Source organism: Rhizobium sp. BR 314, from assembly GCF_047445805.1.
Lineage (GTDB): Bacteria > Pseudomonadota > Alphaproteobacteria > Rhizobiales > Rhizobiaceae > Rhizobium > Rhizobium lusitanum_B.
In genome coordinates, this window is record NZ_JARWLA010000014.1 from 34,162 (window position 1) to 54,603 (window position 20,442).

The 20,442-nt window shown below is 58.8% G+C and carries 25 protein-coding genes and 1 pseudogene; 13 read left to right on the forward strand and 13 right to left on the reverse strand.

The window, feature by feature from the left end; translation table 11 throughout:
- Positions 1 to 14: 14 nt before the first annotated feature.
- A complete protein-coding gene (locus tag QD461_RS18440) occupies positions 15 to 1,421 on the reverse strand; it encodes an aldehyde dehydrogenase family protein (protein WP_414089051.1) in 1,407 nt (468 codons plus the stop codon).
- Positions 1,422 to 1,530: 109 nt separating this feature from the next.
- Entirely contained in the window at positions 1,531 to 2,451 is a 921-nt protein-coding gene (locus QD461_RS18445) for a helix-turn-helix domain-containing protein (RefSeq protein WP_414089052.1), read from the reverse strand.
- A 263-nt stretch (positions 2,452 to 2,714) separates the two neighbouring features.
- On the opposite strand from QD461_RS18445, the pseudogene QD461_RS18450 reads away from it, so the two are divergent.
- The 4 genes and pseudogenes from QD461_RS18450 (at position 2,715) to QD461_RS18465 (ending at position 4,973) form a co-directional block, all read left to right on the forward strand.
- Positions 2,715 to 2,986 (forward strand): annotated as a pseudogene (locus tag QD461_RS18450) (CopG family ribbon-helix-helix protein).
- Positions 2,983 to 3,270 (forward strand): type II toxin-antitoxin system RelE/ParE family toxin, encoded by a 288-nt coding sequence (locus tag QD461_RS18455; protein WP_414089053.1) that lies wholly within the window; start codon positions 2,983 to 2,985, stop codon positions 3,268 to 3,270. The pseudogene QD461_RS18450 and the gene QD461_RS18455 overlap by 4 nt, the downstream one beginning before the upstream one ends.
- Before the next feature lie 180 nt (positions 3,271 to 3,450).
- Positions 3,451 to 4,533 carry an AMP-binding protein gene (locus tag QD461_RS18460; protein WP_414089054.1) on the forward strand — a complete coding sequence of 361 codons (1,083 nt, stop codon included), beginning with the start codon at positions 3,451 to 3,453 and terminating at the stop codon, positions 4,531 to 4,533.
- Entirely contained in the window at positions 4,530 to 4,973 is a 444-nt protein-coding gene (locus tag QD461_RS18465; protein ID WP_414089055.1) for an AMP-binding enzyme, read from the forward strand. Before QD461_RS18460 ends, QD461_RS18465 begins: the two co-directional genes overlap by 4 nt.
- A 67-nt stretch (positions 4,974 to 5,040) precedes the next feature.
- Here QD461_RS18465 and QD461_RS18470 read toward each other — a convergent pair whose 3' ends face one another.
- Together QD461_RS18470 and QD461_RS18475 are read right to left on the reverse strand one after the other, a co-directional pair.
- A complete protein-coding gene (locus tag QD461_RS18470; protein ID WP_184705834.1) occupies positions 5,041 to 5,445 on the reverse strand; it encodes a hypothetical protein in 405 nt (134 codons plus the stop codon).
- Positions 5,446 to 5,735: 290 nt separating this feature from the next.
- Positions 5,736 to 6,365 (reverse strand): TetR family transcriptional regulator, encoded by a 630-nt coding sequence (locus QD461_RS18475; RefSeq protein WP_414089056.1) that lies wholly within the window; start codon positions 6,363 to 6,365, stop codon positions 5,736 to 5,738.
- An 87-nt stretch (positions 6,366 to 6,452) separates the two neighbouring features.
- Between QD461_RS18475 and QD461_RS18480 the strand changes: the two genes are divergently transcribed.
- The 3 genes from QD461_RS18480 to rbsK all read left to right on the forward strand — a co-directional run bounded on the left by QD461_RS18480 (position 6,453) and on the right by rbsK (position 9,066).
- A complete protein-coding gene (locus QD461_RS18480; protein ID WP_414089057.1) occupies positions 6,453 to 7,109 on the forward strand; it encodes an O-methyltransferase in 657 nt (218 codons plus the stop codon).
- Positions 7,110 to 7,361: 252 nt separating this feature from the next.
- Positions 7,362 to 7,910 (forward strand): VOC family protein, encoded by a 549-nt coding sequence (locus tag QD461_RS18485; RefSeq protein ID WP_414089058.1) that lies wholly within the window; start codon positions 7,362 to 7,364, stop codon positions 7,908 to 7,910.
- 223 nt (positions 7,911 to 8,133) lie between these two features.
- The gene (gene rbsK / locus QD461_RS18490) at positions 8,134 to 9,066 is read left to right on the forward strand and encodes a ribokinase (RefSeq protein ID WP_414089059.1); all 933 of its coding nucleotides are present in this window, start codon (positions 8,134 to 8,136) and stop codon (positions 9,064 to 9,066) included.
- Between the two features lie 88 nt (positions 9,067 to 9,154).
- On the opposite strand, the gene QD461_RS18495 is transcribed toward rbsK, so the two are convergent.
- Complete coding sequence (locus QD461_RS18495) at positions 9,155 to 9,382, reverse strand: hypothetical protein (protein WP_414089060.1); 228 nt, start codon at positions 9,380 to 9,382, stop codon at positions 9,155 to 9,157.
- Positions 9,383 to 9,588: 206 nt separating this feature from the next.
- Positions 9,589 to 9,774 (reverse strand): hypothetical protein, encoded by a 186-nt coding sequence (locus QD461_RS18500; protein ID WP_414089061.1) that lies wholly within the window; start codon positions 9,772 to 9,774, stop codon positions 9,589 to 9,591.
- Between the two features lie 37 nt (positions 9,775 to 9,811).
- Here QD461_RS18500 and QD461_RS18505 point away from each other — a divergent pair, with 37 nt between their 5' ends.
- Positions 9,812 to 10,327 carry a methylated-DNA--[protein]-cysteine S-methyltransferase gene (locus tag QD461_RS18505; RefSeq protein WP_414089062.1) on the forward strand — a complete coding sequence of 172 codons (516 nt, stop codon included), beginning with the start codon at positions 9,812 to 9,814 and terminating at the stop codon, positions 10,325 to 10,327.
- A gap of 496 nt (positions 10,328 to 10,823) precedes the next feature.
- On the opposite strand, the gene QD461_RS18510 is transcribed toward QD461_RS18505, so the two are convergent.
- The 7 genes from QD461_RS18510 to nadE all read right to left on the reverse strand — a co-directional run bounded on the left by QD461_RS18510 (position 10,824) and on the right by nadE (position 16,266).
- Complete coding sequence (locus tag QD461_RS18510; RefSeq protein WP_414089064.1) at positions 10,824 to 11,066, reverse strand: hypothetical protein; 243 nt, start codon at positions 11,064 to 11,066, stop codon at positions 10,824 to 10,826.
- A gap of 137 nt (positions 11,067 to 11,203) precedes the next feature.
- Positions 11,204 to 11,863 carry a DNA oxidative demethylase AlkB gene (alkB, locus tag QD461_RS18515; RefSeq protein ID WP_414089065.1) on the reverse strand — a complete coding sequence of 220 codons (660 nt, stop codon included), beginning with the start codon at positions 11,861 to 11,863 and terminating at the stop codon, positions 11,204 to 11,206.
- A complete protein-coding gene (locus tag QD461_RS18520) occupies positions 11,856 to 12,494 on the reverse strand; it encodes a hypothetical protein (protein ID WP_414089066.1) in 639 nt (212 codons plus the stop codon). Before QD461_RS18520 ends, alkB begins: the two co-directional genes overlap by 8 nt.
- A 117-nt stretch (positions 12,495 to 12,611) precedes the next feature.
- Complete coding sequence (locus QD461_RS18525; RefSeq protein WP_414089067.1) at positions 12,612 to 13,253, reverse strand: DNA-3-methyladenine glycosylase family protein; 642 nt, start codon at positions 13,251 to 13,253, stop codon at positions 12,612 to 12,614.
- A 130-nt stretch (positions 13,254 to 13,383) separates the two neighbouring features.
- Positions 13,384 to 14,472 (reverse strand): bifunctional DNA-binding transcriptional regulator/O6-methylguanine-DNA methyltransferase Ada, encoded by a 1,089-nt coding sequence (gene ada, locus QD461_RS18530; RefSeq protein ID WP_414089158.1) that lies wholly within the window; start codon positions 14,470 to 14,472, stop codon positions 13,384 to 13,386.
- A 276-nt stretch (positions 14,473 to 14,748) separates the two neighbouring features.
- Positions 14,749 to 15,204 (reverse strand): ester cyclase, encoded by a 456-nt coding sequence (locus QD461_RS18535; protein WP_414089068.1) that lies wholly within the window; start codon positions 15,202 to 15,204, stop codon positions 14,749 to 14,751.
- 246 nt (positions 15,205 to 15,450) lie between these two features.
- Entirely contained in the window at positions 15,451 to 16,266 is an 816-nt protein-coding gene (nadE, locus tag QD461_RS18540; protein ID WP_414089069.1) for an ammonia-dependent NAD(+) synthetase, read from the reverse strand.
- A gap of 135 nt (positions 16,267 to 16,401) precedes the next feature.
- Here nadE and QD461_RS18545 point away from each other — a divergent pair, with 135 nt between their 5' ends.
- From QD461_RS18545 to QD461_RS18565, 5 genes are all read left to right on the forward strand, one after another.
- Positions 16,402 to 16,794: a hypothetical protein gene (locus QD461_RS18545; protein WP_414089070.1), complete on the forward strand. Its 393-nt coding sequence runs from the start codon at positions 16,402 to 16,404 to the stop codon at positions 16,792 to 16,794.
- 94 nt (positions 16,795 to 16,888) lie between these two features.
- Positions 16,889 to 17,116, forward strand: coding sequence for a hypothetical protein (locus tag QD461_RS18550; RefSeq protein ID WP_414089071.1), 228 nt, complete (start codon positions 16,889 to 16,891; stop codon positions 17,114 to 17,116).
- The gene (locus tag QD461_RS18555; RefSeq protein WP_414089072.1) at positions 17,113 to 18,561 is read left to right on the forward strand and encodes a TolC family protein; all 1,449 of its coding nucleotides are present in this window, start codon (positions 17,113 to 17,115) and stop codon (positions 18,559 to 18,561) included. The genes QD461_RS18550 and QD461_RS18555 overlap by 4 nt, the downstream gene beginning before the upstream one ends.
- 13 nt (positions 18,562 to 18,574) lie before the next feature.
- Complete coding sequence (locus QD461_RS18560; protein ID WP_414089073.1) at positions 18,575 to 19,921, forward strand: multicopper oxidase family protein; 1,347 nt, start codon at positions 18,575 to 18,577, stop codon at positions 19,919 to 19,921.
- A gap of 35 nt (positions 19,922 to 19,956) precedes the next feature.
- Positions 19,957 to 20,442 carry a plastocyanin/azurin family copper-binding protein gene (locus QD461_RS18565; RefSeq protein WP_414089074.1) on the forward strand — a complete coding sequence of 162 codons (486 nt, stop codon included), beginning with the start codon at positions 19,957 to 19,959 and terminating at the stop codon, positions 20,440 to 20,442.

The window sequence follows — 20,442 nt, forward strand, 5'->3', positions numbered from 1 at the left end:
ATACCTGTTCAAGATCAGGCGAATATCACCTGGATATCCGTGTATTCGGCGAGCCCCTCCTCGGCGAACTCGACGCCGAGACCGGAGGCTTTCACGCCGCCAAAGGGCGCATTGGGCTGGATCGCGCCATGCTTGTTGATCCAGACCGAGCCACATTGCATGCGCGATGCCACGGTCTTTGCCACCGATATGTCCGAGGACCAGACGGAGCCCCCGAGACCGTTCGGGCTATCATTCGCCATGCGGATGGCATCGTCGATATCGCTATATTTGATGACCGGCAAAGCGGGACCGAACTGCTCCTCATCGACCAACGGATCGCCGTTCGAAAGGCCGGCGATGATCGTCGGCGGAAAGAAGAGCCCCTCACCGGGCGCACCACCGAGAAGCACCTTGCCACGCCCGCTGGCATCGGCCACCAGCCGGCTCAGCTTGTCGAACTGCATGCGGTTCTGTACCGGGCCGAGAATACTCGCCTCGTCCATGCCGTTGCCGACCGGAATATTGCTGGCATAGGCGACCAGCGCTGCACAGACGGCATCATGGATCGTCTCATGCACATAGAGGCGCTTCAGCGCGGCGCAGGTCTGGCCATTATTGATGAAGGCACCCCAGAAAAGGCCCTCGGCGATCTTTTGCGGATCGGCATCCGGCAGGACAATACCGGCGTCATTGCCGCCGAGCTCCAGCGTCAGCCGCTTCATGTTGGATGCCGCCGACTGCATGACCTTCTGACCAGTGGCAATGGAACCGGTAAAAACGATCTTGTTGATGTCGGGATGAGCGGCCATCGCTGCGCCCAGATTGAAGCCTTGGTCGTCGGCGGTCACGACATTCAATACGCCCGGCGGCAGCACCTCGTTCATAATTTCCACAAGGCGCAACGTCGAAAGCGGAGTAAGCGGCGACGGCTTGACGACGACCGTATTGCCCGTCCGAAGCGCCGGCATGATATGCCAGATCGCGATCATCACCGGGAAGTTCCAAGGCGTGATCGAGCCGACAACGCCAATCGGCTTTCGGTGCAGCTCCACGCGGCCTTCGGCATTATCCTGCAACAGCTTGACCGGCAGGGAAAGCCCGGTCGTATAACCAGCCCAGGCAACGGCACCGCCCATTTCCCAGCGAGAACCGAGCCCATTCAACGGTTTTCCCTGCTCGAGCGTAATGATCCTGGCAAGTTCCTCCGCGTGCTCCTCGATGCGGGCAGTGACTGCCGCGCAGATGCTCTGCAAATCCTTGTCGCTGCGTGCCGACCACTCGGCAAATGCCCTGCGCGCCGCCTCGACCGCATGATCGAGATCGCCGCCATCCATGTTGGGTGCGCGGCCGGCCTCCTGCCTGGTCGCCGGATTGATTACGGCAAAATCTGTGGCACAGTTCACCATCGTTCCGTTGATGGTTGCAGAATAATGCGTCATAGCCAGTTTCCTCCACGAAAACCTGGCCAAGGGCCAGGATTGGCGGAAGATTAGGTCAGGAACGCGCGGCAGACTTGGACGGAAACGTCCGGACTGTTGGACAAAAGCGTCAATGACAGCGAGCGACGGCGCCTGGCGTGACACCGTATTTCTTGCGGAATTCCCGGTAGAAATAGGAGAGATCGTTGAAGCCGGCGTCATAGGCGATAGCAGCGATGCCATCATTGGCCGCTTGGCGCGAGCGAGCCGAGAGACGGCTATAGGCGATCTCCAGACGACGGTTCAGTAGGCGATGTCCGGGGGTCTCCCCGAGTGCCTGGAAATGCCGCTGCAGCATGCGCTCTGAGACGTTAAGCCGGCTTGCCAGCTCCCGCGGACCGAAGGCAGGATCGACGCCATGACGGTCGATAAGAGCGAGTGCGCGTGACAACAGGGTTTCCGTCGCGCCTGCCCCGCGCGTGGACTGGAGATAGGCACCCAAAAGACAGAGAAACGCCTCCCCGAGTTGGGTCTGGGCGGTCGAGCTGTCGATCATCTTCGTCAGCACGGCGCGCATCGCCAACCATAGCGGATCGCTTCGGCTAATCGACACACCGCCTGTACAGGCTTCGCCGAAGCGATGCACCATCTCGTTGCGCGGCAAGTGGATCGAAACTTGGCTCGAACGAATGCCGCGATAGAGGAAACGCGAGGGACGGACGGAATCCACCAGAAACATGTCGCCGGGCTCCAGATCGGCCACCCTGCCATTCTGTTCGACACTGCACTGTCCGGTATCCTGAACGAGAAGAAAGAAGTGCTCGCCAGGATCCTGACGGATCGCCTTTGCGCCGCGCTCGACATGCTTGCTGGCATCGAGCCCGACGATTGCCGTCTCGAACAGCCCCATGCGTCGGGTGGCGACATCTCCGGCGACGATGCCTGATGAGAGCGTCGGCTCAAGGGTAAACGCACCGCAGATCCTGCGGATCTCCGCCTCGAGCACCTCGACCGGCACGGGTGTATGAACCGGCGTGAGCAATGACTGCATCGTCCCCTCCCTGGCCTATGCAGAATGTCTTGATCCGCTTTTAGCACAATTTTCTCGAAAACATCTGAGTTTTTGTGCCGCCTCAAACCATGCGACAGACAGAAAGGGCGGGAGGATGCATCAAGTGAGATTTCGGGAGCGGATTGGAGAAGATGGGAAAGAATTGGACCGCGACAAGAACTGTGACTTGGAGCGATCTGGAGAGCGAGGAAAACGAGGGCTAGTTTATTACTAGGTATTGCCATGTGATATGGGGTTCGGAGGTGGCGACGTCCTTGAAGATCGACGGTGGCTTGAAAAGCCGCGTCCAGCAGCTTGCCAACATACGCCGACGCTCGGCGCACTGGATCATGCTCGAAGCCATACAGCAATATGTAGACCGCGAAGAGGCTCGCGAGAGTTTTAAGAGCGAGGCACTGCCGTCCTGGGAATCCTATCAGGAAACGGGACGCCACCTGACTGGTCAGGAGGCCAGGGCTGGCTGAACAATTGGGGTAGGGACGACGAAACAACGGTGCCTGAGTGCCACAAGTGATTGTCACCGAAGGCGCGGCGCAAGGGTTGGAGCGTTGCCGTCGCTTCCTGATCGGCAAGGCGCCGGAAGCAGCAAGGCATGCCGGTCAGGCAATTGAACGGCAGCTCCTTCTCCTTGAGAGAATGCCTGAAATCAGCCGCCCCGTCCAAGTGGAGACGCTGGAATGTCGTGAACTTCTAATCCCGTTCGGTGAATCCGGCTGTGTCGTACTCTATCGCCATGAGCCAGCGAAGGAGGCGGTCTGTGTGCTGGCATTCCGCCGCCAAAAGGAGGCGGGGTACTAGACACGGGTGTGCCAGGGACGACGAACCGGCTGCCGCGATTGCCGAACTGAAACGGCGGCTTGTCAATCTGCAAAGAGCGCGGCGGCGGCGGTTCGTCTATGGTCGCGCATGCATCTCGTCAGTCGCGCACCAATCCATCTGGCCGCGACGTCGTGCCTCTCTCTAGGACCGGAGCCATATATGACACTCGACCAACGGCTTCTTGTCGCAGCGAGACGATTTCGAGACAGGCCTGCAATCAACGTCGCCGGCGTTCGCGTCTCTTATGAGCAACTGCTTCTGTCGGCTAGAGACATTAGCGAGGATTTGCGTCTCGCCGGCATCCGACCAGGCCAACTGGTTGCCCTATGTGCCGAAAGGACCTTCGCAGCCTACGCCTCCGTGCTGGGCATTCTGCTAGCCGGCTGCGGCTACGTACCCCTCAATGTCACTTTCCCCGCGAGCAGAAACAGGCAGATCCTGTCTTCGTCGCAGGCCGTTGCCCTGGTCGTTGATGAGACCGTCCAGGTAGAACTTGAAAAGCATGTCGGCGTCGCACCGCTGACCCTGCCGATATTGAAGGCCATGCCGGTTCCAAGATCGGGCACGCCAGGCGCCGAACTCGATGACTTCAAGTCTCTTGGTGCGCTTGCCGGCCAAACAGTGACCTATCTCCTGTTCACCTCCGGAACGACGGGCGTGCCGAAGGGCGTACCGATCAATGCCGGGAACCTCGAAGCCTATATCGATGCCGTTCATGAGCTCATGCCGATCGACAGCAGTGATCGGCTGCTGCAAGCGGTCGACCTGACCTTTGATTTGTCTGTCCATGACATGATGATGTGCTGGCTGCATGGGGCTGAATTGTTCGTTGCGCCGCAAAACGGCGCCATTCTCGCCCCTCGCACAATTCGCGCCAACAACCTCACGGCTTGCCTGCTTGTGCCTTCGGCGGCAGCCAAATCAGCCGAATTCGGGCTCATTGCGCCAGATGCCATGCCCTCCCTCAAATATAGTCTCTTTGCCGGCGAGGCCTTCCCCGTCTCCCTCAGCCGGAAATGGCAGGCGGCCGCACCAAATGCGACGATCTTCAATATGTATGGCCCCACCGAGGGCACAATTCACACCTCCTACTATCGTGTCGATCCGGAGAATTATTTCGACGGAGCCGTGACGCCGATCGGCTGGCCGATAGAAAACAACGCCTTTCGATTAGAAGCGAAGATGGCGCCGAGGTCGCTCATGGCGAGACCGGTGAGATCTGGCTCAGCGGGCCGCAAATGACCGCCGGCTACTGGCATGCCCCTGCGCTAGACGCGGAAAAATTCGTCTCCGATCGTGACGGGCGCTGGTATCGGACCGGTGATGCCGGACGGCTGGATGCGCGGCATGGGGTGATCTTTGCGGGCAGGCTCGATCGACAGATCAAGATTCGCGGATACCGCGTCGAACTTCAGGATATCGAGGCAGCCCTGGCATCCGCATCGCAGAGCGAGCGGGTAGCCGTTGTCGCCTGGCCTCGCAGCGACGAAGGATCTGTCGAAGCCATCATTGGCTTTGTAGCGGGGGCGAAGATCGATATCGGCAAAGTCAAAGAGAGGCTGCACCATCTGCTGCCTCCCTATATGCTTCCCGGCGAGATCCAGCTGATCGAAGACCTCCCCCTCAACGTCAACGGCAAAATAGACTATCGCCACCTCGAACAACGGCTGGCCGAAAGATAGCCCGCGCGACAGTGCAATAACCGGCACGCGGGATTCGAGGGCATCTGCTGAAGATGACAGGCTGAGACTACTGTACCAGCTTGCAGTTGGTCAGTCTGATCGTCATGGCCTCGGGCACATAACCTTCGTTCAGGCATTCGAAGGTAAGGGCATTCGAAGGCTCGAAGGGCTTTATCTCGCCGCCATCATACTTGCTCTTGAGAGGCGCCTGATCGGCTGGGCTGAACGACAGGTCGAATTTCTGGCCATCGCTCTGGATACCACCGAAGAAAGTCCCTTTTGGATCGGTGCCCATGCGCACGACATAACCGTCGAAAGCGAGTCGCTTGTGATCATATTTGGCTGCGGCAGCTTTCGCGTCCTTGAGATAGGCGCTGACCACCTGAAAATATGTCACGGTCTTGGTTGGCGCAGCCGCAAAGCCTGCCGATGGAAGGAGGCAAAGCAATGCGATCGAGAGAAGTCGCTTCATTACGTACTCACACTTCAGATTCTGGGTTGCCATCGGATCGGCGCAAATTCATCCGATCGATTCGCAAAACTACTATCACAGGGTTGCGCACGTTCGAAAGTACGCACCTATGCGTGCCAGCAACTGATCCAAGTCCTAACCACAGATATGGCCAATGATTACAAACATTCTGGGACAGGCATGGATCATGTTGGCACGAGATTCTGTGATGGGGTCATTGCCCGTCGCATGCGGCTTGCGGTTGGGTGCGCAAACTCCATCGCATCATGCAATGGCGTGGCTTTGCCAGCTTAGTACGGCTCCAGCGCGTCAACATAGGCGCAGAGCATGTCTGCCATGGCGCCGGCATAGGCATCGATCTCCTTCTGCGCCCTCAATCCTTGCGAATACTCCTTGCCCACCGTGGTCAGTGTCGTCGAAATCAAATCGCCGACAATGTCGCGGGCACTTTCGGATAAATTGGGAAGCAGCTCCAAGATGAAGCTGTCGAAAATACGATCTGCCTCGGCCCTGAGCGCCCGCGCCTCCGGGGCATCCCGGTAGAGCGGGGCTGCATCGGCAAGCGCCATACGCACAGGCGCCTCCTCACACTCGGACCGAACAAACTCATGCACGAGGTGTCGCAACCTATCCATTGGCGGCTTCGCGCTTTCGAGAACCCCACGGAGCATCTCGGTGGAACGTCGCCATTCGTCGCTTTGGAGCCGGAAGAGGATCGAAGCCTTGTTGGGAAAGTACTGGTAGAGCGAACCAATACTCACCCCTGCCCTTTCCGCGACGCGGGCCGTGGTGAAACGTTGGGCGCCTTCCGCCGTCAAAACCTGAACAGCTGCCGTCAGAATGGCCGAAACGAGCTCGTTCGAGCGGCTCTGTTTTGGCTCTTTTCTCGTGGAAATTCGGGATGTTAGGCGCTCACCCATCAATCCGCTCACCAATGCGATTAGAAAATGCGAATGATTATTCGTATTTCTGCCTACAGCACAACCCCATGCTATTGGAGAAAAACCATGAACACCCATTCTTCCGCTCCCTTCTGCTCCTTGCTTGATCGCTTGTTCGCAGAGGCCGATGCCGCCACGAGCCCCGACATTAGAGCTTTCACTTCCGAAGAGCGGGCCGCGCTGACGACCAGCAAGACGCAATACCTCGATCTCTATGCGCAGCTGAAAGATCTTTGGTTGCCCGTCTCGCGCGAAACGGGCGAGCTTCTCTATATGCTGGTCCGGGCGACGGGCGCGCGAACAATCGTCGAGTTCGGTACTTCCTTCGGGATCTCTACCCTCTTTATTGCAGCGGCTTTGCGCGACAATGGCGGCGGCCGGGTGATCTCCAGCGAGTTCGAAGCGAGCAAGATCGAGAGGGCACAGCAAAACCTTGAGGACGCAGGTCTTGCCGATCTGGTCGAGATTCGCGCTGGAGATGCAATGGAGACGCTTCGACAGGACCTTCCGGAATCCATCGATCTGTTGCTGCTCGACGGCGCCAAGGCGCTTTATGCCGACATTTTTGAGCTGGTCGCACCGAAGTTGCGGACAGGCGCACTGGTCCTCGCCGACGACGCGGAAATGTGCCCCGAATATCTGAGCCTCATCCGCACCACGAAAGATCGCTATCTATCCCTTCCCTTTGCCGGCGACATTGAACTGTCCGTGAAGCTTGGCTGATATGACGTGCCCTCGCCCGATTAGAGCCTCAGGACGGTGCCCCGGCATGTCGTCCGTACACACGCCGCCAGCAGCTACAGAAGCGATCATCAGCCTTCCCAGATCACGCGATCCAACCGGAAGCTGGCCGCCCTCGCTCGGCAGTTGCACATTCGCCATTCAGGAGGAAATATAGGCGCAGATAAAACCGGTTCTCAAGCAAGGCGGCGCAGGCGCTGCCTTGGCCCTTGAGTTCCTTGATGGGAGAAAAGCATGACAAATACAGCGAGCCGAGGGTTGCCAGGCCTTTTGGGGCAGGATCATACGGGGGTAACGGTTCCTGACCTCGACGAAGCGCTGGATTTTTTCGTACGGGTGCTCGGCTGCAAACGTGCATATACCTTCGGCCCAATCGCCGATGAAGAGGGCGACTTCATGCATCAGGCACTGGGCACGCATCCGCGAGCCCGCATCAAGCGCGCTGCGCTCATCCGCATCGGCCACGGCTCCAATCTCGAGCTTTTTGAATATGAGGCACCCGACCAGCGTCACCTCGAACAAAAGAACAGCGATATAGGCGCCTTCCATGTCGGGCTCTATGTCGAAGACATCCAGGCCGCCAAGGCCTATCTCGACGCGCAGGGCATTACGACACGTCTTGGTCCCCTTACCATGAATGAGGGGCCGCATGCCGGGCAAAGCATTCTCTATTTCCAATCGCCCTGGGGCCTGCAACTGGAAGCGATCAGTTATCCGAATGGCATGGCCTATGAAAGGACGGCCGACACCATCCTCTGGTCACCCAAGTCTCCGGGAGCATGATCCCATGAGAGAGCTCAAGGCGGCATGAGCTACGTCCCTCCAACTATCGTGATATCGAACGCCTTGGGAACAGAATCTTTGGCAGGTCAACGAAGACCTTGGCTCGAGGATAACCGAACCAAGGAGTGGAGATCATATCTTGCGCCGGCGGCGCAGCACTGGCATGTCAAGATAAGGCGAGAGGGCGGCCCCATCTCGCCCTGCAGTTATGGGGAGGAAATTGATGGATCGCGCCGATGTGGTCGTGCTTGGGACTTTCGTGGCCGATTTGGCCTTCAAGGCAGAGCGTATGCCGGTCGTCGGCGAGACCCTGCTTGGCCGTGGCTTTGCCATGGGCCCTGGTGGCAAGGGATCAAACCAGGTCATAGCCGCAGCGCGGGCCGGCGCTAAGTCGGCGATGATAACCCGCATCGGTCGCGACGCTTTCGGGGAGATGGCGCGCAAGACCTGGGAACAGGATGGAGTCACGACGTCACACGTTTTGGTCGACGACACCAGCGCCACAGGCGCAGCATTTATTTTCGTGTCAGCCACGAATGGTGACAATGCGATTATCGTCGAAAGCGGCGCGGCGGCCAATCTGAATGTCTCTGATATTCGCGCGGCCCAACCGCTGATCGCCGGTGCAAAAGTCTTCGTCACGCAGTTCGAACAGCCGATTGATGCCGCGGTCGAGGGGCTCAAACTTGCTCGCGAGCATGGTGTAACGACAGTGCTCAATCCGGCGCCGGCACTCCCCGTGGGCGACGCCATATATGGCTATTGCGATTTCGTCACGCCCAACGAAACCGAGGCCGCCACCTTGACGGGGATCGACACAAGCATCGACGAGGGCGCATTGAGGGCTGCGACAAGCCTCGTCGAGCGCGGGGCGCGCAATGTGGTTGTTACGCTGGGCGCAAAGGGCGCATTGCTTCACGGCGCGGTTGGAACGCATTTCGTGCCGGCTTTTGACATTTCCAACGTCGTTGACACAACCGGCGCCGGCGACGCCTTCAATGGCGGGTTTGCGGTCGCGCTGTCAGAGGGACGCCCTCCTCTCGAAGCGGTCCGATTTGGCGCAGCTGTGGCAGGCCTCTCGGTTCAGAAGCCAGGTACGGCACCATCGATGCCGAGGCGCTCCGAGGTCGATGCATTCCTGCGCGAAAGGTCGTGATGGGCTTGGCGACGTTCGGACATCGGCAGCGAGAGCCTGTGAGCCGAACCGTCTACTGTGATACGATCATTGGCAATGTCCTTAAGGCTCACAGCCGGAAATTGCGAACTGGGAATTCCACGATTCCAGCGGCGGCCGCATGGTCGGTCGCTACCTCTTCGTTGCGCTCCGCTTGTTCGCAGGCACGCCTCGCTTCTCCTGTCTGACCGATATTGGACAGGGCTGCGGGCCGCATCATCATGCGCAACAACTCGGGGCGCAGCCCATCACCGCGCTCTGCGGCAATAAGGTGCAGATTGTATAGCAGCATCGTCATTGTGATGTTCTCCCTCTATGGCAGACCGGCATCCGGTCAAACCGCAATCACACTCTGAAGGGCTTGCCGCTTCTTCACGCGCAGTTGCTCCCGTTTGTGCAGTGACACCCATCCGCGCATTCGTTGCGATCCGCAGCATACCTTCGGCAACCGTCACGCATTCGCGTACCGATTTGCGCCGAACCGGATGCACCGTCGGAAGAGGCCTAAGCTTCCACGGGGGAAAGCACGATCTGAATCTTGCTTTCAAATTGAAAATTGCCGCGCCGGCAGAGTGGTGGCCGCCATTCAATATTCGATTTGAAAGCAAAAATCGGAGAGAGGTTCGCGACGTCAGCTTCTACGGGTGGAGCACGATAAACCTGGAAGGTATTGACGATGCGCGAACTCATTCGCTTCGCCTGGGGGATCAGTTCCCTTGGAGATTTTGTGGCAGCGACTTCCGATAAGGGTATTGTGGCTCTCGAATTCGGTACGATGCGCAGCGCAATGGAAGATGCATTGCGCATGCGTTTTCCGGATGCGGACCTGGAGCGGCGCGAGGGGGAACTTGGTGACCTGATCGAGGCGCTGGCGAATGCGATCGAGGATCCAGCCGCCTGGTGCGACTTGCCGCTGGATCTGCGCGGGACGCCAGACGAGATCAAGGTTTGGCTTTCGCTGCGGGACATTCCTGCCGGTCAGACGACGAACTATGGTGCCATCGCCGCCAAACTCGGGACGCGGGACGCAAGAGAGGTCACGGCGTCGATTGCCAACAATCCGATTGCAGTTCTCGTGCCGTGCCATCGTGTCATCAAGAAGGACGGTTCGATTTCGGGATATCGCTGGGGTGTTCAGCGCAAACGTCGCCTCCTTCTGCGTGAGCGACAAGCCCCGGGGGAGACGGGTGCATTCCGCACGCGCGGCACGGCACTTGAGAAAGGGAAGACGCCCACGAAATGACGATGCCAGATCCCCGAATGGCATCGACTTGAACGCCGATCTAAATGACACAGATGGGGCTGCGAGTAGACAAAGTGTATGGGAGCACCAAGCGGATGTGGAAAGCTGCATTCTTTATAATGATGAACATTGGCCTTGCGGCACCTGCCGTGGCGATAGAGCGATATGATACTCGGTCGCATAGCTGCGAAGACGTTCAAGCGCTGTTGGTGCGCGATAAGCAGGCGATATTGCGCTTCACGTCGCGCGATGGCAGAACGACGATGTACGACCGCTACGTGGCGACTTCGGCCCAATGCGGCCCCGGCCTGTATGGTGTTCGCGTCACTATTCCCGCATCCAACGGCATGTGCCAGGTCGTGAGCTGCCGTTCGCTCAGTGAATTTGCGCCTTGAACGGCCAGTTTTCGCGCGGCGGCGGTCAGATCGACAATCTGAACCTCACCGTCAAAGGCGAGAAAGCACTCAGGCACCATCTGAGGTCGGAGCACACTCCATCAGGCAAGTCGCAGGATTGTTGTTTCGGCAAGAATAAATATCTCCCCGGAGTTAAAACGAACCTCGATCTCTCCATTTTCGAGGATGTTCCACACGGCGCAACCATCTGCCGCGATTTGCACGACATAGGATAGAACCAGTGCCTTGCCCGGATTAGCGGCGGCGAGCGTAACGAGAGCATCAATGCCCTCTGCACTCTCCGAAGGCGCATGGTCACCCTGTGTATTGCCACGAAAAGGCATGTGTCGGCGTCCTTGTCACCACAATCGCCCGCCAGGCTCGAAGCATGTCTGACGGTGGTCTCCGTGGCACCGCATCTGGCCATAAGGCACGCCTGTCATCACCATGCTTGTGTCCTCAATGGAAAAAGCTCGAACTGCTACAATGCGCCTCGAAAGGTCAAATTGACGCGCATTCTTCCAAGAACGTCATGCACCCCTTCCTTTAGCGCCGTCACGCCGTGATAACATAGCCGCGAGGCTCCGCCCCAGACGGCTACGTCACCGTGGCGCATAGCGAATTTCTTGACGGGATCGTCGCGCTTAAGTCCGCCGAACTGGAATATTGCCGGCAAGCCTAGAGATATCGACACGATCGGCTTTGCGAAATCGCGCTCGTCCCTGTCCTGATGCAGAGAAAGACGAGCCCCGGGCTCATAGCGATTGATGAGGCAGGCGTCGGGGCGAAATGCGGGATAACCTGCCCGGGATGCGCAATGGACCGCCAGGTCGAGAAAACATGACGGCATTGCTGGCCAGGGACGTCCCGTTTCGGGGTCGTTGGGATCGTTGGGATCGTAGCGATAGCCGGTCCGGTCGGTCACCCAGCCAGCCTCTCCACAATTCGTCATGGCCACCGACATGGTAAAGCCGCCCGGCGTCACCATGTGTCGAAACGGTGCCTGCAGGGTAATTTCGTCGAGTGCAGTAAGCACCTCCGTCTCAAACGCGAGAGCCGCGCCACGCAGCAGCGCGGCCCCTTCCGCTAGCGGCTCAAACGGAGGATCAGCAGGAGCGATAGTATCAAACAGATCAAGCATGACCTTGCTCATCGGAGTTGGTGGCGATCGTCGGATGAAAGAGCGGCACATAGCCTGCTCGTAACGCCTTGACTGTCGAAGGTGGCGTCAAAAGCCATTCGGCGCTTTTGAGGGTTTGCGGTCGGGCATATCCTTCGTTTGTCCAACGATATGCGCAGCCGCCATGCAACGTGAATGCTTCTTCTCCCTGCGCGATGACCGCACCGTCGGGCAGATCAGACAGCATTGTCACACGATGCAGGCGCTTGGCCCGACGATCGAGGCGTTCGGCATGCAACACCTCGTCTATTCTCCGGGCAGATGGAAATGCCTCTCCGGTACCGATTGCCCAACATGCACGATAGGCCTCGGCGGCAGGGCGCCTGCACAGAAAGCAGGGGCGATGACCGGCGGCAAGCGCGACCGCTTCGTCGAGGAAAAACAATTCGGTCCAGCTTCGTGTCGCCATAACCTCGCGATGCTGCCCCTTATAGCTACAGCTGCAGACCAGCCATGCTTTCGATGCCCAGCGCTTTCTAAGCAGGGTCCTCGTCGAAGGATCATGGATAATGCCACGATTGCCGGTGAACATGCCACGTTGCGAGATGGCGACGATGTCGCCAAATGGCGTCACGCGGTTTTGCAGGTGCATGGCATTCTTCCCTTGCTGGCACCTCGGATAGGACAATCATGGTTGGGCCTTGCCTTCCGCCGCTCGCGGTACATCGCCCGGCAAGCCGAGGAGGCAAATTTGCAATTGCCATAGGTCCTACTTCAGCACATTTCCACGTTCACGCGGCATACGCCAAAGATACCACGCGGCGACGGTGCGGTGCGGCGACCAGGCCTCCGACAGCTTGCGCAGTTCCTTGGGCTGGGGCTGCTCCGGTAGCGACTTCAGCGTGCGATAGCCCTCGCGCACGCCGAAATCGTCAGCAGGCAGGACATCCGTGCGTTCCAAAGAATACATCAGGAGCATCTCGACGGTCCAACGCCCGACGCCTTTGATACTGATCATCCGTTCGATGAGTGTCTCGTCATCTATCATGACGGCAAGCTCATGACTGGGCACGATGCCCGTCAGCGCGCCTTCGGCAATCGCCTTGATCGTTGCAACCTTGCTCGCGGAAAAGCCACAGGCTCTCATCCTATCGAAATCGGCGGCAATCAGCTCTTCCGGACGCGGGAACTCGCGATCTTCGAACAATGCTTTGAGACGCCCGATGATTGCATCACCGGCCTTGGCCGTCAGCTGTTGATAGGCGATTGCCCGCACCAGCGCCTCATAGGGCTCGCGAGCGGCCTTTGGATCATGCAGGCAAGGCCCGACGAGACGAATGAGCCTCGCCCAGTCGTCGTCGAGATTTGCAAGAAATGTAGCCGAACGATCATAGTGCGAAAACAGATTCATCAGGTGCACCGACCTCCATATGCAAGGGCATTGGCCGACCGTCTGCGACAGAGGTGGACATGATTGGTTTCAGCCTTCACATCATTTCGATATGAGACCAGCCGCCTGTTCGGGATATGAGGTGTAATCCTCATATCGCTGCCGTCTTCAGGGCTTCACGCTCAAGGAGCGCGCGCTTGCGATCCACACCCCAGGCATATCCGGAAAGCGCACCATCGTTGCGCACCACCCGGTGGCAGGGTATCGCCACGGCGAGATTGTTGGCAGCGCATGCGCCCGCGACCGCTCGTACGGCCTTCGGCGCACCGATGCGGCGTGCAATCTCCGCATAGGACACATGCTTGCCAACGGGAATTTCCTGCAACGCCTGCCAGACGCGCCGCTGAAACGCCGTCCCGCGCACGTCCAGGGGCAGATCCAGGCCGACAAGCGGATTCTCGACAAATCCCACGACCCGCGCGATCAGTGCCTCATAGTCGCGGTCAGCGCCGATCAGAAGCGCTTTCGGGAAACGATCCTGCAAGTCGCGAACCAGCTCGTCGGGATCGTCACCCAAAAGGATCGAAGCGACACCCTTTTTGCTCGAGGCAACCAGGATTGCCCCGAGCGACGTCTGTCCGACCGCAAACTTGATCTCCTCGTTTTCGCCGCCACGACGATATTGTGTCGGTGTCATGCCAAGCATGCCCGTCGATTTTTCGTAAAAGCGACCACTCGAATTGAAGCCTGCATCATAGATCGCCTCGGTGACGCTATTGCCAATATCGAGGCTCTCGCGAACCTTCTTGGCCCGGTCGGCTGCGGCGTAGTCCTTTGGTGTGAGGCCTGTCGTCGATTTGAAGAGGCGATGAAAGTAACTCGGGCTGCGGTCCAAGGCACCGGCCAGCGTCTCGAGGGAGGGCTCCTCTTCGCTGTCTTCGATCATACGGCAAGCCCTTGCGATGAGCGCCGCATTCTCAGATTCGAGCGATAGACCGTCGGGATTGCAGCGTTTGCACGGACGAAAACCAGTTGCCCGGGCGCTTTCCAGCGTGTCGTGGAGTGCGACATTCTTTGGGTTCGCCGCGCGGGATGGGCAAGATGGGCGGCAATAGACGCCTGTCGTCGAAACAGTGTACCACAGCTCGCCATCCGCCGCCTTGTCTCGCGCCACGATGCGTGCCCAGCGTGGATCGTCTGCCACCGGAAGCCTCCGGGAAAGCGGGAAAATCGTCGCCATACTGATCATTGCCGTCTTCTCGTGTCGTTGCAGATTGAGTTCGACCCCAAGCCGTATCCATCACCGCAATCCTTGCTTTCAAATGGGACTGTCGACCACCCGATTCTTGCGACCAAGGCATATGGTTTGCGCGGGATTGAGGGAGCGCCGGATAGCCATTGCATCAATGTTCCCCAAGATTTTACACCAGGCGCGACTTGCTGCTGAAGCCTCTCCCTGAATGGGTCGCTCTGCTTTGGAAATATGGCGCCGTGCCCGAGCAGCACGGCACCATGTTTACCCTCTGGTGGCACTGACAAGACCAAGCTGGGTCATCGCCGTCAGACCATCATCCAGGCCGATCTCTTCGACGATCTTGCCGTCAACGACCTTGAGGACGGTCGTACCGGTAAACCGCATCGTGCGACCGGTCGCTGAGGGCAGGACGCCGATCAGGAAATCACCGAATGCGGGACCGGTATGCGTGCCGCCGCCTTCCCACTGGCCAACCACATAGTCGCCTTCGGCGATCAAATCAGCAGTGCCCCAGAAGTTGAGGTCGGGGAACGCAGCCCGAAAGTCGGTCATGAACGCCTTGATGTCGTCGCGACCGCGGCGCGGCTCATGCAGTGAGTACTTCAACAGCATGTGGGGCGCTGCGATCTCATCGATAACGGCAAGATTGACATCCTTGCCCCAGAACTCGGTAAACCAGCGGCCGACAATGGCCTTGTTATCATCTTGCCTGCTCATAATGACGGATCCCTTCGTAGATCTTGATGGATCATCGAAACCGCTCGATGACCTGACAAAAGGGATATGTGAGCAGGAAAGGCGCCGAACTCCGCTTCTTGCCCTTAAACGGAAATGTCTGAGCAAGCGCAGAGGTCAGCGTTGCGCCGCGGGCATTGGCCGCGGCAATTTCGCACGCAAGGCCACTATGCAGTCTTGCTGGACTTGCCTCTGAGTCGCGCCCGTAAACTGGACGGCCTTGACCGATTAAGGGGTGACCGGGAGCGCGCGTTTGTGCCGCGAGATTCGATAGGTGGTCAGGATACGGTCGTAGGCCCGTCCATCGATAGATCGCCCTTCCAGAAAGTCGTCGATCTGATCGTAGGTCACCCCATAGGCGTCCTCATCAGGCCGCAAAGGAGCATTCGTCTCCAGATCCGCCGTCGGCACCTTGAAAATCAGGCTGTCCGGTGCGCCCAGCACCTTGGCGACGGCTCGGACGCGGCGCTTGTTCAGCCCCGCAAGCGGAAGGATGTCGGAAGCACCATCACCGAATTTCGTGAAGAAGCCCATGAGCGCTTCGGCGGCGTGGTCTGTGCCAATGACGAGGCCACGAATGGCGCCAGCGATTGCGTATTGAGCAATCATCCGTTCGCGCGCCTTCACGTTCCCGTGATGAAAATCCTCACGCTCGCCTCCAAGAATACCCGGCGCGTCGCGCTTGATCTCGGCAATCATGGCGTCCGCAGCCGGCTTGATGTTCACCGTTACCGACCGGTCGGGCCGGATTGTCGCCAGGGCGGCCTGCGCATCGGCTTCATCCGCCTGCACGCCATAAGGCAACCGCATCGCGACGAATTCGCAGGCATAACCGCTGTCACGCAGCCTGCTCACTGCCGCCTGCGCGAGAAGAGCCGCCGTGAGGCTGTCGATCCCGCCGCTGATGCCCAGAACATAGGCCCAGGCGCCGCTATTGCGTAGGTAATCCGCCAGGAATGCCGTGCGTCGCTCGGCTTCCGCCCCGGCGTCAAACTGCGCGGCCACGCCCAGTTCTTCGATAATCGCGGCTTGCTCGTCCTGCATCCAGGTGCTCCCTCATGAAATTCAAGAGGCTTGATATCTTGAGGAACGGCTTCGGATCAAGTCATCGCGGCACACCACGAATCTTGGTCGCGGTCGATCTTGAAAACGGCAAGGTTTGATTGTAGCGATGTCGACATGGGAAAAGCCTATCGAATCGCACTGAGCAAATTGCTTCTTGTCGTGCGGCTAGCGATGATCGTATCGCTGGCGGGCTATACGCTGTCCAACGCAAATGCAGCCATGCATGGATCGGCATTTCCCGAGATCCGCGCCGAGAGGCAGATGGATCATGGCGATCATCGCGCCACGCAGGCCGACCTTGCCGGCGACCATCATAGCGATGCATCCGATCTCGGTAAGAACAAGGCCGGCAAACAGGAATGTTGCAAGGATTTCTGCGTCGGCTTCGGTATTGTTTGCGGTGGTTATGAGGTCGGCGGATTTACCGTGTCTTCCGTCCGGCAATTCATCGACGATCGGCATATGCTTGGCGAGCAGCCCAATCTCGATCGCCCCCCGAATATCTAAATAGGATCTGCCCGCATCTGACGGGTTCGCATGGCCTTTGCGGAGAGTGTTTCCGCAGGATGCCATTGGCAATTTCCTATCTGGATTTCTAAAGATGAGACCTTCCATTGTCGTGGTGGGGCTGCCTCTATTCGTGGGCGGCTGCGCATCCACTTTTCCTCCTGACGTCATCGCATCGGCGGGTGTCGAACAGACACACTCTGTCACACCTGTCCGATATCAATCCCCGGTCTCGGGTTATGTTTTCCGCACACCGACCGATCCAAAACCGTGGCGCCGGCAGAATGATCAGCAGTCTCCGATGAAGGGAGATGCGTCATGATCCCAATTCGAAGACTTGTAGCGACTTTGGCATTCCCAATCATACTCGGCGGCTGCGTCAGCGGCGCCGAGTATGCCGGAAAGCAAGCTGGTTTTTCGACCGTGTCGGCGACAACCAGATCCGTTGTCGCAAAAGACGCCATCTGGGTGCAAAACCAGGAACAGGCAAAGGCACTGACTGCTCGCACCAAGGCGCTTCTGTCTCGCGAGAAGACGCTTGGCGTCGAATCGGCGGTTCAGATCGCGCTCATCAACAATAAGGGCCTTCAGGCCGCCTATGCCGATCTCGGCGACAGCGCCGCCGATGCGTGGCAGACGACCATGCTCCTCAATCCGACGGCTTCCGTTGGCCTGAAGGGCATTGGCACGCCTGAGCTTGAAGCGTTCAGGACAATCGAGGGGGCACTCACCGCCAATATCCTCGTGCTGATCACCAAGAAGCGGGATGTCGCGCTTGCCGACACACGTTTTGAGCAGGCGCAGTTGAACGCTGCGCTCGCGACGCTCGGCCTTGCCGCCAACACGCGTCGTGCCTGGATCACGGCGGTAGCGGCCGACGAGAGTGTGGCCCAGTTGCAGATAGCACAGACATCCGCCGATGCGGCTTCCGAGCTTGCAGAAAAGCTCGGCGAAACCGGTGCAATGGCAAAAGGCGCCCAGGCGCGTGAGCATGCATTTGCAGCCGAACTCGCCGGCGAAACCGCTAAGGCGCGCCTGGCCGCACGGCTCGCAAAGGAAGACCTGACGCGGCTACTCGGACTTTGGGGAGCAGACACGAGCTATCGCCTGCCGAACCGGCTGCCATCCCTGCCAAAGACGATCGCCCAGCGCGATACGATCGAGGCGAATGCCCTTCGCAACCGTATCGATCTGAAGGTCTCACGATTGGAGCTCGAGGCCTCCGCGCAGTCCTACGGCCTGACGGAAGCAACCCGCTATGTCACGGATCTGGAACTCGTGACCGGGCTTGAAGCAGAGCGAAGCCGCGAGGATGGGGTAAGGAAGGTCGATTTCTCCGGATCGGCGGAGATAGGCTTTGCCATTCCGATCTTCGACACCGGCAAAGCACGCATGCGGAAGGCAGAGCTCGCCTATATGCGCTCGGCCAACCAGCTCGCGGAAAAGGCTGTGACTATCCGCTCGCAAGCGCGATCAGCCTACCAGGCCTATCGATCGAGCCTCGATATTGCGCGTCACTATCGCAACAACGTCGTGCCGCTGCGCAGCCGTGTCGCGGAGCAATCACTGCTCACCTACAACGGCATGATCACGAATACGTTCGAGCTGCTCACCGATACGCGTGAGAAAATCAACGCCACCCTGCTGTCCGTCAACGCCAAACGCGACTTCTGGCTCGCAGACGCCAATCTCGCGCCCGCCATTTATGGCGGCGGACCTTCGTCGGCAGCCGTGGAACCGGCCATGGCGGCCGGCTCCAACGAGTAGAAAGGAAATCTCGATGTTCAACAGAAGACAATTGTTCGGAGCGGGAGCGGCATTGCTGGCCGCCGGTGCCTGGACCAAGTTCTCCGCCATGGGCCTACCGGATGCCGCCACCATGGCATCGGCCGACATGCAACCACCCATCCACCCGACCTCGGGGCCGGACTACCAGCCGGTCGTCACGCTCAACGGTTGGACCCTGCCCCACCGCATGAATAACGGTGTCAAGGAATTCCATCTTGTGGCCGAGCCTGTCGAGCGGGAGATGGCCAACGGAATGACGGCCTATCTTTGGGGCTATAACGGCCAGTCGCCCGGCCCGACGATCGAAGCCGTCGAAGGTGACCGCGTGCGCATTTTCGTCACCAACAAGCTGCCGGAGCATACGACTATCCATTGGCACGGCATGATCCTTCCGTCGGGCATGGATGGGGTCGGTGGCCTGACGCAGCCGCATATCCCTATCGGCAAGACGTTCGTCTATGAGTTCGATCTCGTGAAGTCTGGCACCTTCATGTATCACCCGCATTCAGACGAGATGGTCCAGATGGCTATGGGCATGATGGGCTTCTTCGTCATCCATCCGAAGGACCCGAAGTTCATGCGGGTCGACCGCGACTTCGTCTTCCTCCTCAATGCCTACGACATCGAACCCGGCTCCTACGTGCCGCGCGTCATGGAAATGACCGACTTCAACATGTGGTGCTGGAACAGCCGTGTCTTTCCCGACATCAGTCCGCTCGTCGTCTCAAAAAATGACCGCGTGCGTGTCCGCGTCGGCAACCTGACGATGACCAACCATCCGGTCCACATGCACGGCTATGATTTCGAGGTGACCTGCACGGATGGAGGCTGGGTTCGACCGGAAGCGCGCTGGCCCGAGGTCAGCATCGACATACCCGTCGGCGCCATGCGGGCCTATGAATTCGACGCGAAATACTTGGGAGACTGGGCAATCCACTGCCACAAGTCGCACCATACGATGAACGCCATGGGACATGATATCCCGACCTTCATCGGCACCGATAAATCGAAGCTCGCGAAAAAAATCCGCAAACTCCAGCCCGACTACATGCCCATGGGCACCAAGGGCATGGCCGATATGGGCGAAATGGAGATGCCCATACCCGAAAACACGATCCCGATGATGACCGGCTGGGGGCCGCATGGCCCGATCGAAATGGGCGGAATGTTCTCGGTAGTGAAAGTCCGCGAAGGCATCTCCGCGGACGATTACGCCGACCCGGGCTGGTACGAAAACCCTCCGGGAACGCAGGCCTGGGAATGGACCGGTGAACTGCCGGACCAGACCAGAGCAAAGGATGCCAAGACCCAGATTACCCCCAAGCCGCATCACGGATAGCGGCCGGATATTTCACAACCATGAAAGGATCTCACATGAAGACATTCGCATTCGCAATCGCAATCATCGTCGCAGCATTTGCCGGCCCGGCATTGTCATCGGGAACGCATGCTGGCGGTCATGAGGCAAAGATGGCCGTCGGCGAGCCCGGCGACAAGGCCAAGGTAACGCAGACCATCCGCGTCACCATGAAGGAAACCGATGACGGTAAGATGCTCTTTCAGCCGGCAGTCATCAAGGCCCGCAAGGGACAGACGATCAGGATCGCACTCAAGAATGCCGGCCAGTCCGACCACGAATTCGTGCTCGACCAGGAGGACAAGATCCTTGAGCACAAGGCCGTCATGGCGAAATTCCCCGAGATGGAACATGCCGACGCCAACTCGATGCGGTTGGCGCCCGGTGCATCTGGCGAAATCCTCTGGAAGTTCACCAGCGACGGCGAGTTCAAATTCGCCTGCCTTATCCCCGGTCACTATGAGGCGGGCATGCACGGCGACGTATCGGTATCCGCCAATTGA

Excerpts from the sequence above, each read along its gene's own strand:
- QD461_RS18440 (WP_414089051.1), bottom strand. The coding sequence starts at position 1,421 with ATGACGCATTATTCTGCAACCATCAACGGAACGATGGTGAACTGTGCC.
- QD461_RS18445 (WP_414089052.1), bottom strand. The coding sequence starts at position 2,451 with ATGCAGTCATTGCTCACGCCGGTTCATACACCCGTGCCGGTCGAGGTG.
- QD461_RS18460 (WP_414089054.1), top strand. The coding sequence starts at position 3,451 with ATGACACTCGACCAACGGCTTCTTGTCGCAGCGAGACGATTTCGAGAC.
- QD461_RS18465 (WP_414089055.1), top strand. The coding sequence starts at position 4,530 with ATGACCGCCGGCTACTGGCATGCCCCTGCGCTAGACGCGGAAAAATTC.
- QD461_RS18470 (WP_184705834.1), bottom strand. The coding sequence starts at position 5,445 with ATGAAGCGACTTCTCTCGATCGCATTGCTTTGCCTCCTTCCATCGGCA.
- QD461_RS18475 (WP_414089056.1), bottom strand. The coding sequence starts at position 6,365 with ATGGGTGAGCGCCTAACATCCCGAATTTCCACGAGAAAAGAGCCAAAA.
- QD461_RS18480 (WP_414089057.1), top strand. The coding sequence starts at position 6,453 with ATGAACACCCATTCTTCCGCTCCCTTCTGCTCCTTGCTTGATCGCTTG.
- QD461_RS18485 (WP_414089058.1), top strand. The coding sequence starts at position 7,362 with ATGACAAATACAGCGAGCCGAGGGTTGCCAGGCCTTTTGGGGCAGGAT.
- rbsK (WP_414089059.1), top strand. The coding sequence starts at position 8,134 with ATGGATCGCGCCGATGTGGTCGTGCTTGGGACTTTCGTGGCCGATTTG.
- QD461_RS18495 (WP_414089060.1), bottom strand. The coding sequence starts at position 9,382 with ATGACGATGCTGCTATACAATCTGCACCTTATTGCCGCAGAGCGCGGT.
- QD461_RS18500 (WP_414089061.1), bottom strand. The coding sequence starts at position 9,774 with ATGAGTTCGCGCATCGTCAATACCTTCCAGGTTTATCGTGCTCCACCC.
- QD461_RS18510 (WP_414089064.1), bottom strand. The coding sequence starts at position 11,066 with ATGCCTTTTCGTGGCAATACACAGGGTGACCATGCGCCTTCGGAGAGT.
- alkB (WP_414089065.1), bottom strand. The coding sequence starts at position 11,863 with ATGCTTGATCTGTTTGATACTATCGCTCCTGCTGATCCTCCGTTTGAG.
- QD461_RS18520 (WP_414089066.1), bottom strand. The coding sequence starts at position 12,494 with ATGCACCTGCAAAACCGCGTGACGCCATTTGGCGACATCGTCGCCATC.
- QD461_RS18525 (WP_414089067.1), bottom strand. The coding sequence starts at position 13,253 with ATGAATCTGTTTTCGCACTATGATCGTTCGGCTACATTTCTTGCAAAT.
- ada (WP_414089158.1), bottom strand. The coding sequence starts at position 14,472 with ATGGCGACGATTTTCCCGCTTTCCCGGAGGCTTCCGGTGGCAGACGAT.
- QD461_RS18535 (WP_414089068.1), bottom strand. The coding sequence starts at position 15,204 with ATGAGCAGGCAAGATGATAACAAGGCCATTGTCGGCCGCTGGTTTACC.
- nadE (WP_414089069.1), bottom strand. The coding sequence starts at position 16,266 with ATGCAGGACGAGCAAGCCGCGATTATCGAAGAACTGGGCGTGGCCGCG.
- QD461_RS18545 (WP_414089070.1), top strand. The coding sequence starts at position 16,402 with ATGGGAAAAGCCTATCGAATCGCACTGAGCAAATTGCTTCTTGTCGTG.
- QD461_RS18550 (WP_414089071.1), top strand. The coding sequence starts at position 16,889 with ATGAGACCTTCCATTGTCGTGGTGGGGCTGCCTCTATTCGTGGGCGGC.
- QD461_RS18555 (WP_414089072.1), top strand. The coding sequence starts at position 17,113 with ATGATCCCAATTCGAAGACTTGTAGCGACTTTGGCATTCCCAATCATA.
- QD461_RS18560 (WP_414089073.1), top strand. The coding sequence starts at position 18,575 with ATGTTCAACAGAAGACAATTGTTCGGAGCGGGAGCGGCATTGCTGGCC.
- QD461_RS18565 (WP_414089074.1), top strand. The coding sequence starts at position 19,957 with ATGAAGACATTCGCATTCGCAATCGCAATCATCGTCGCAGCATTTGCC.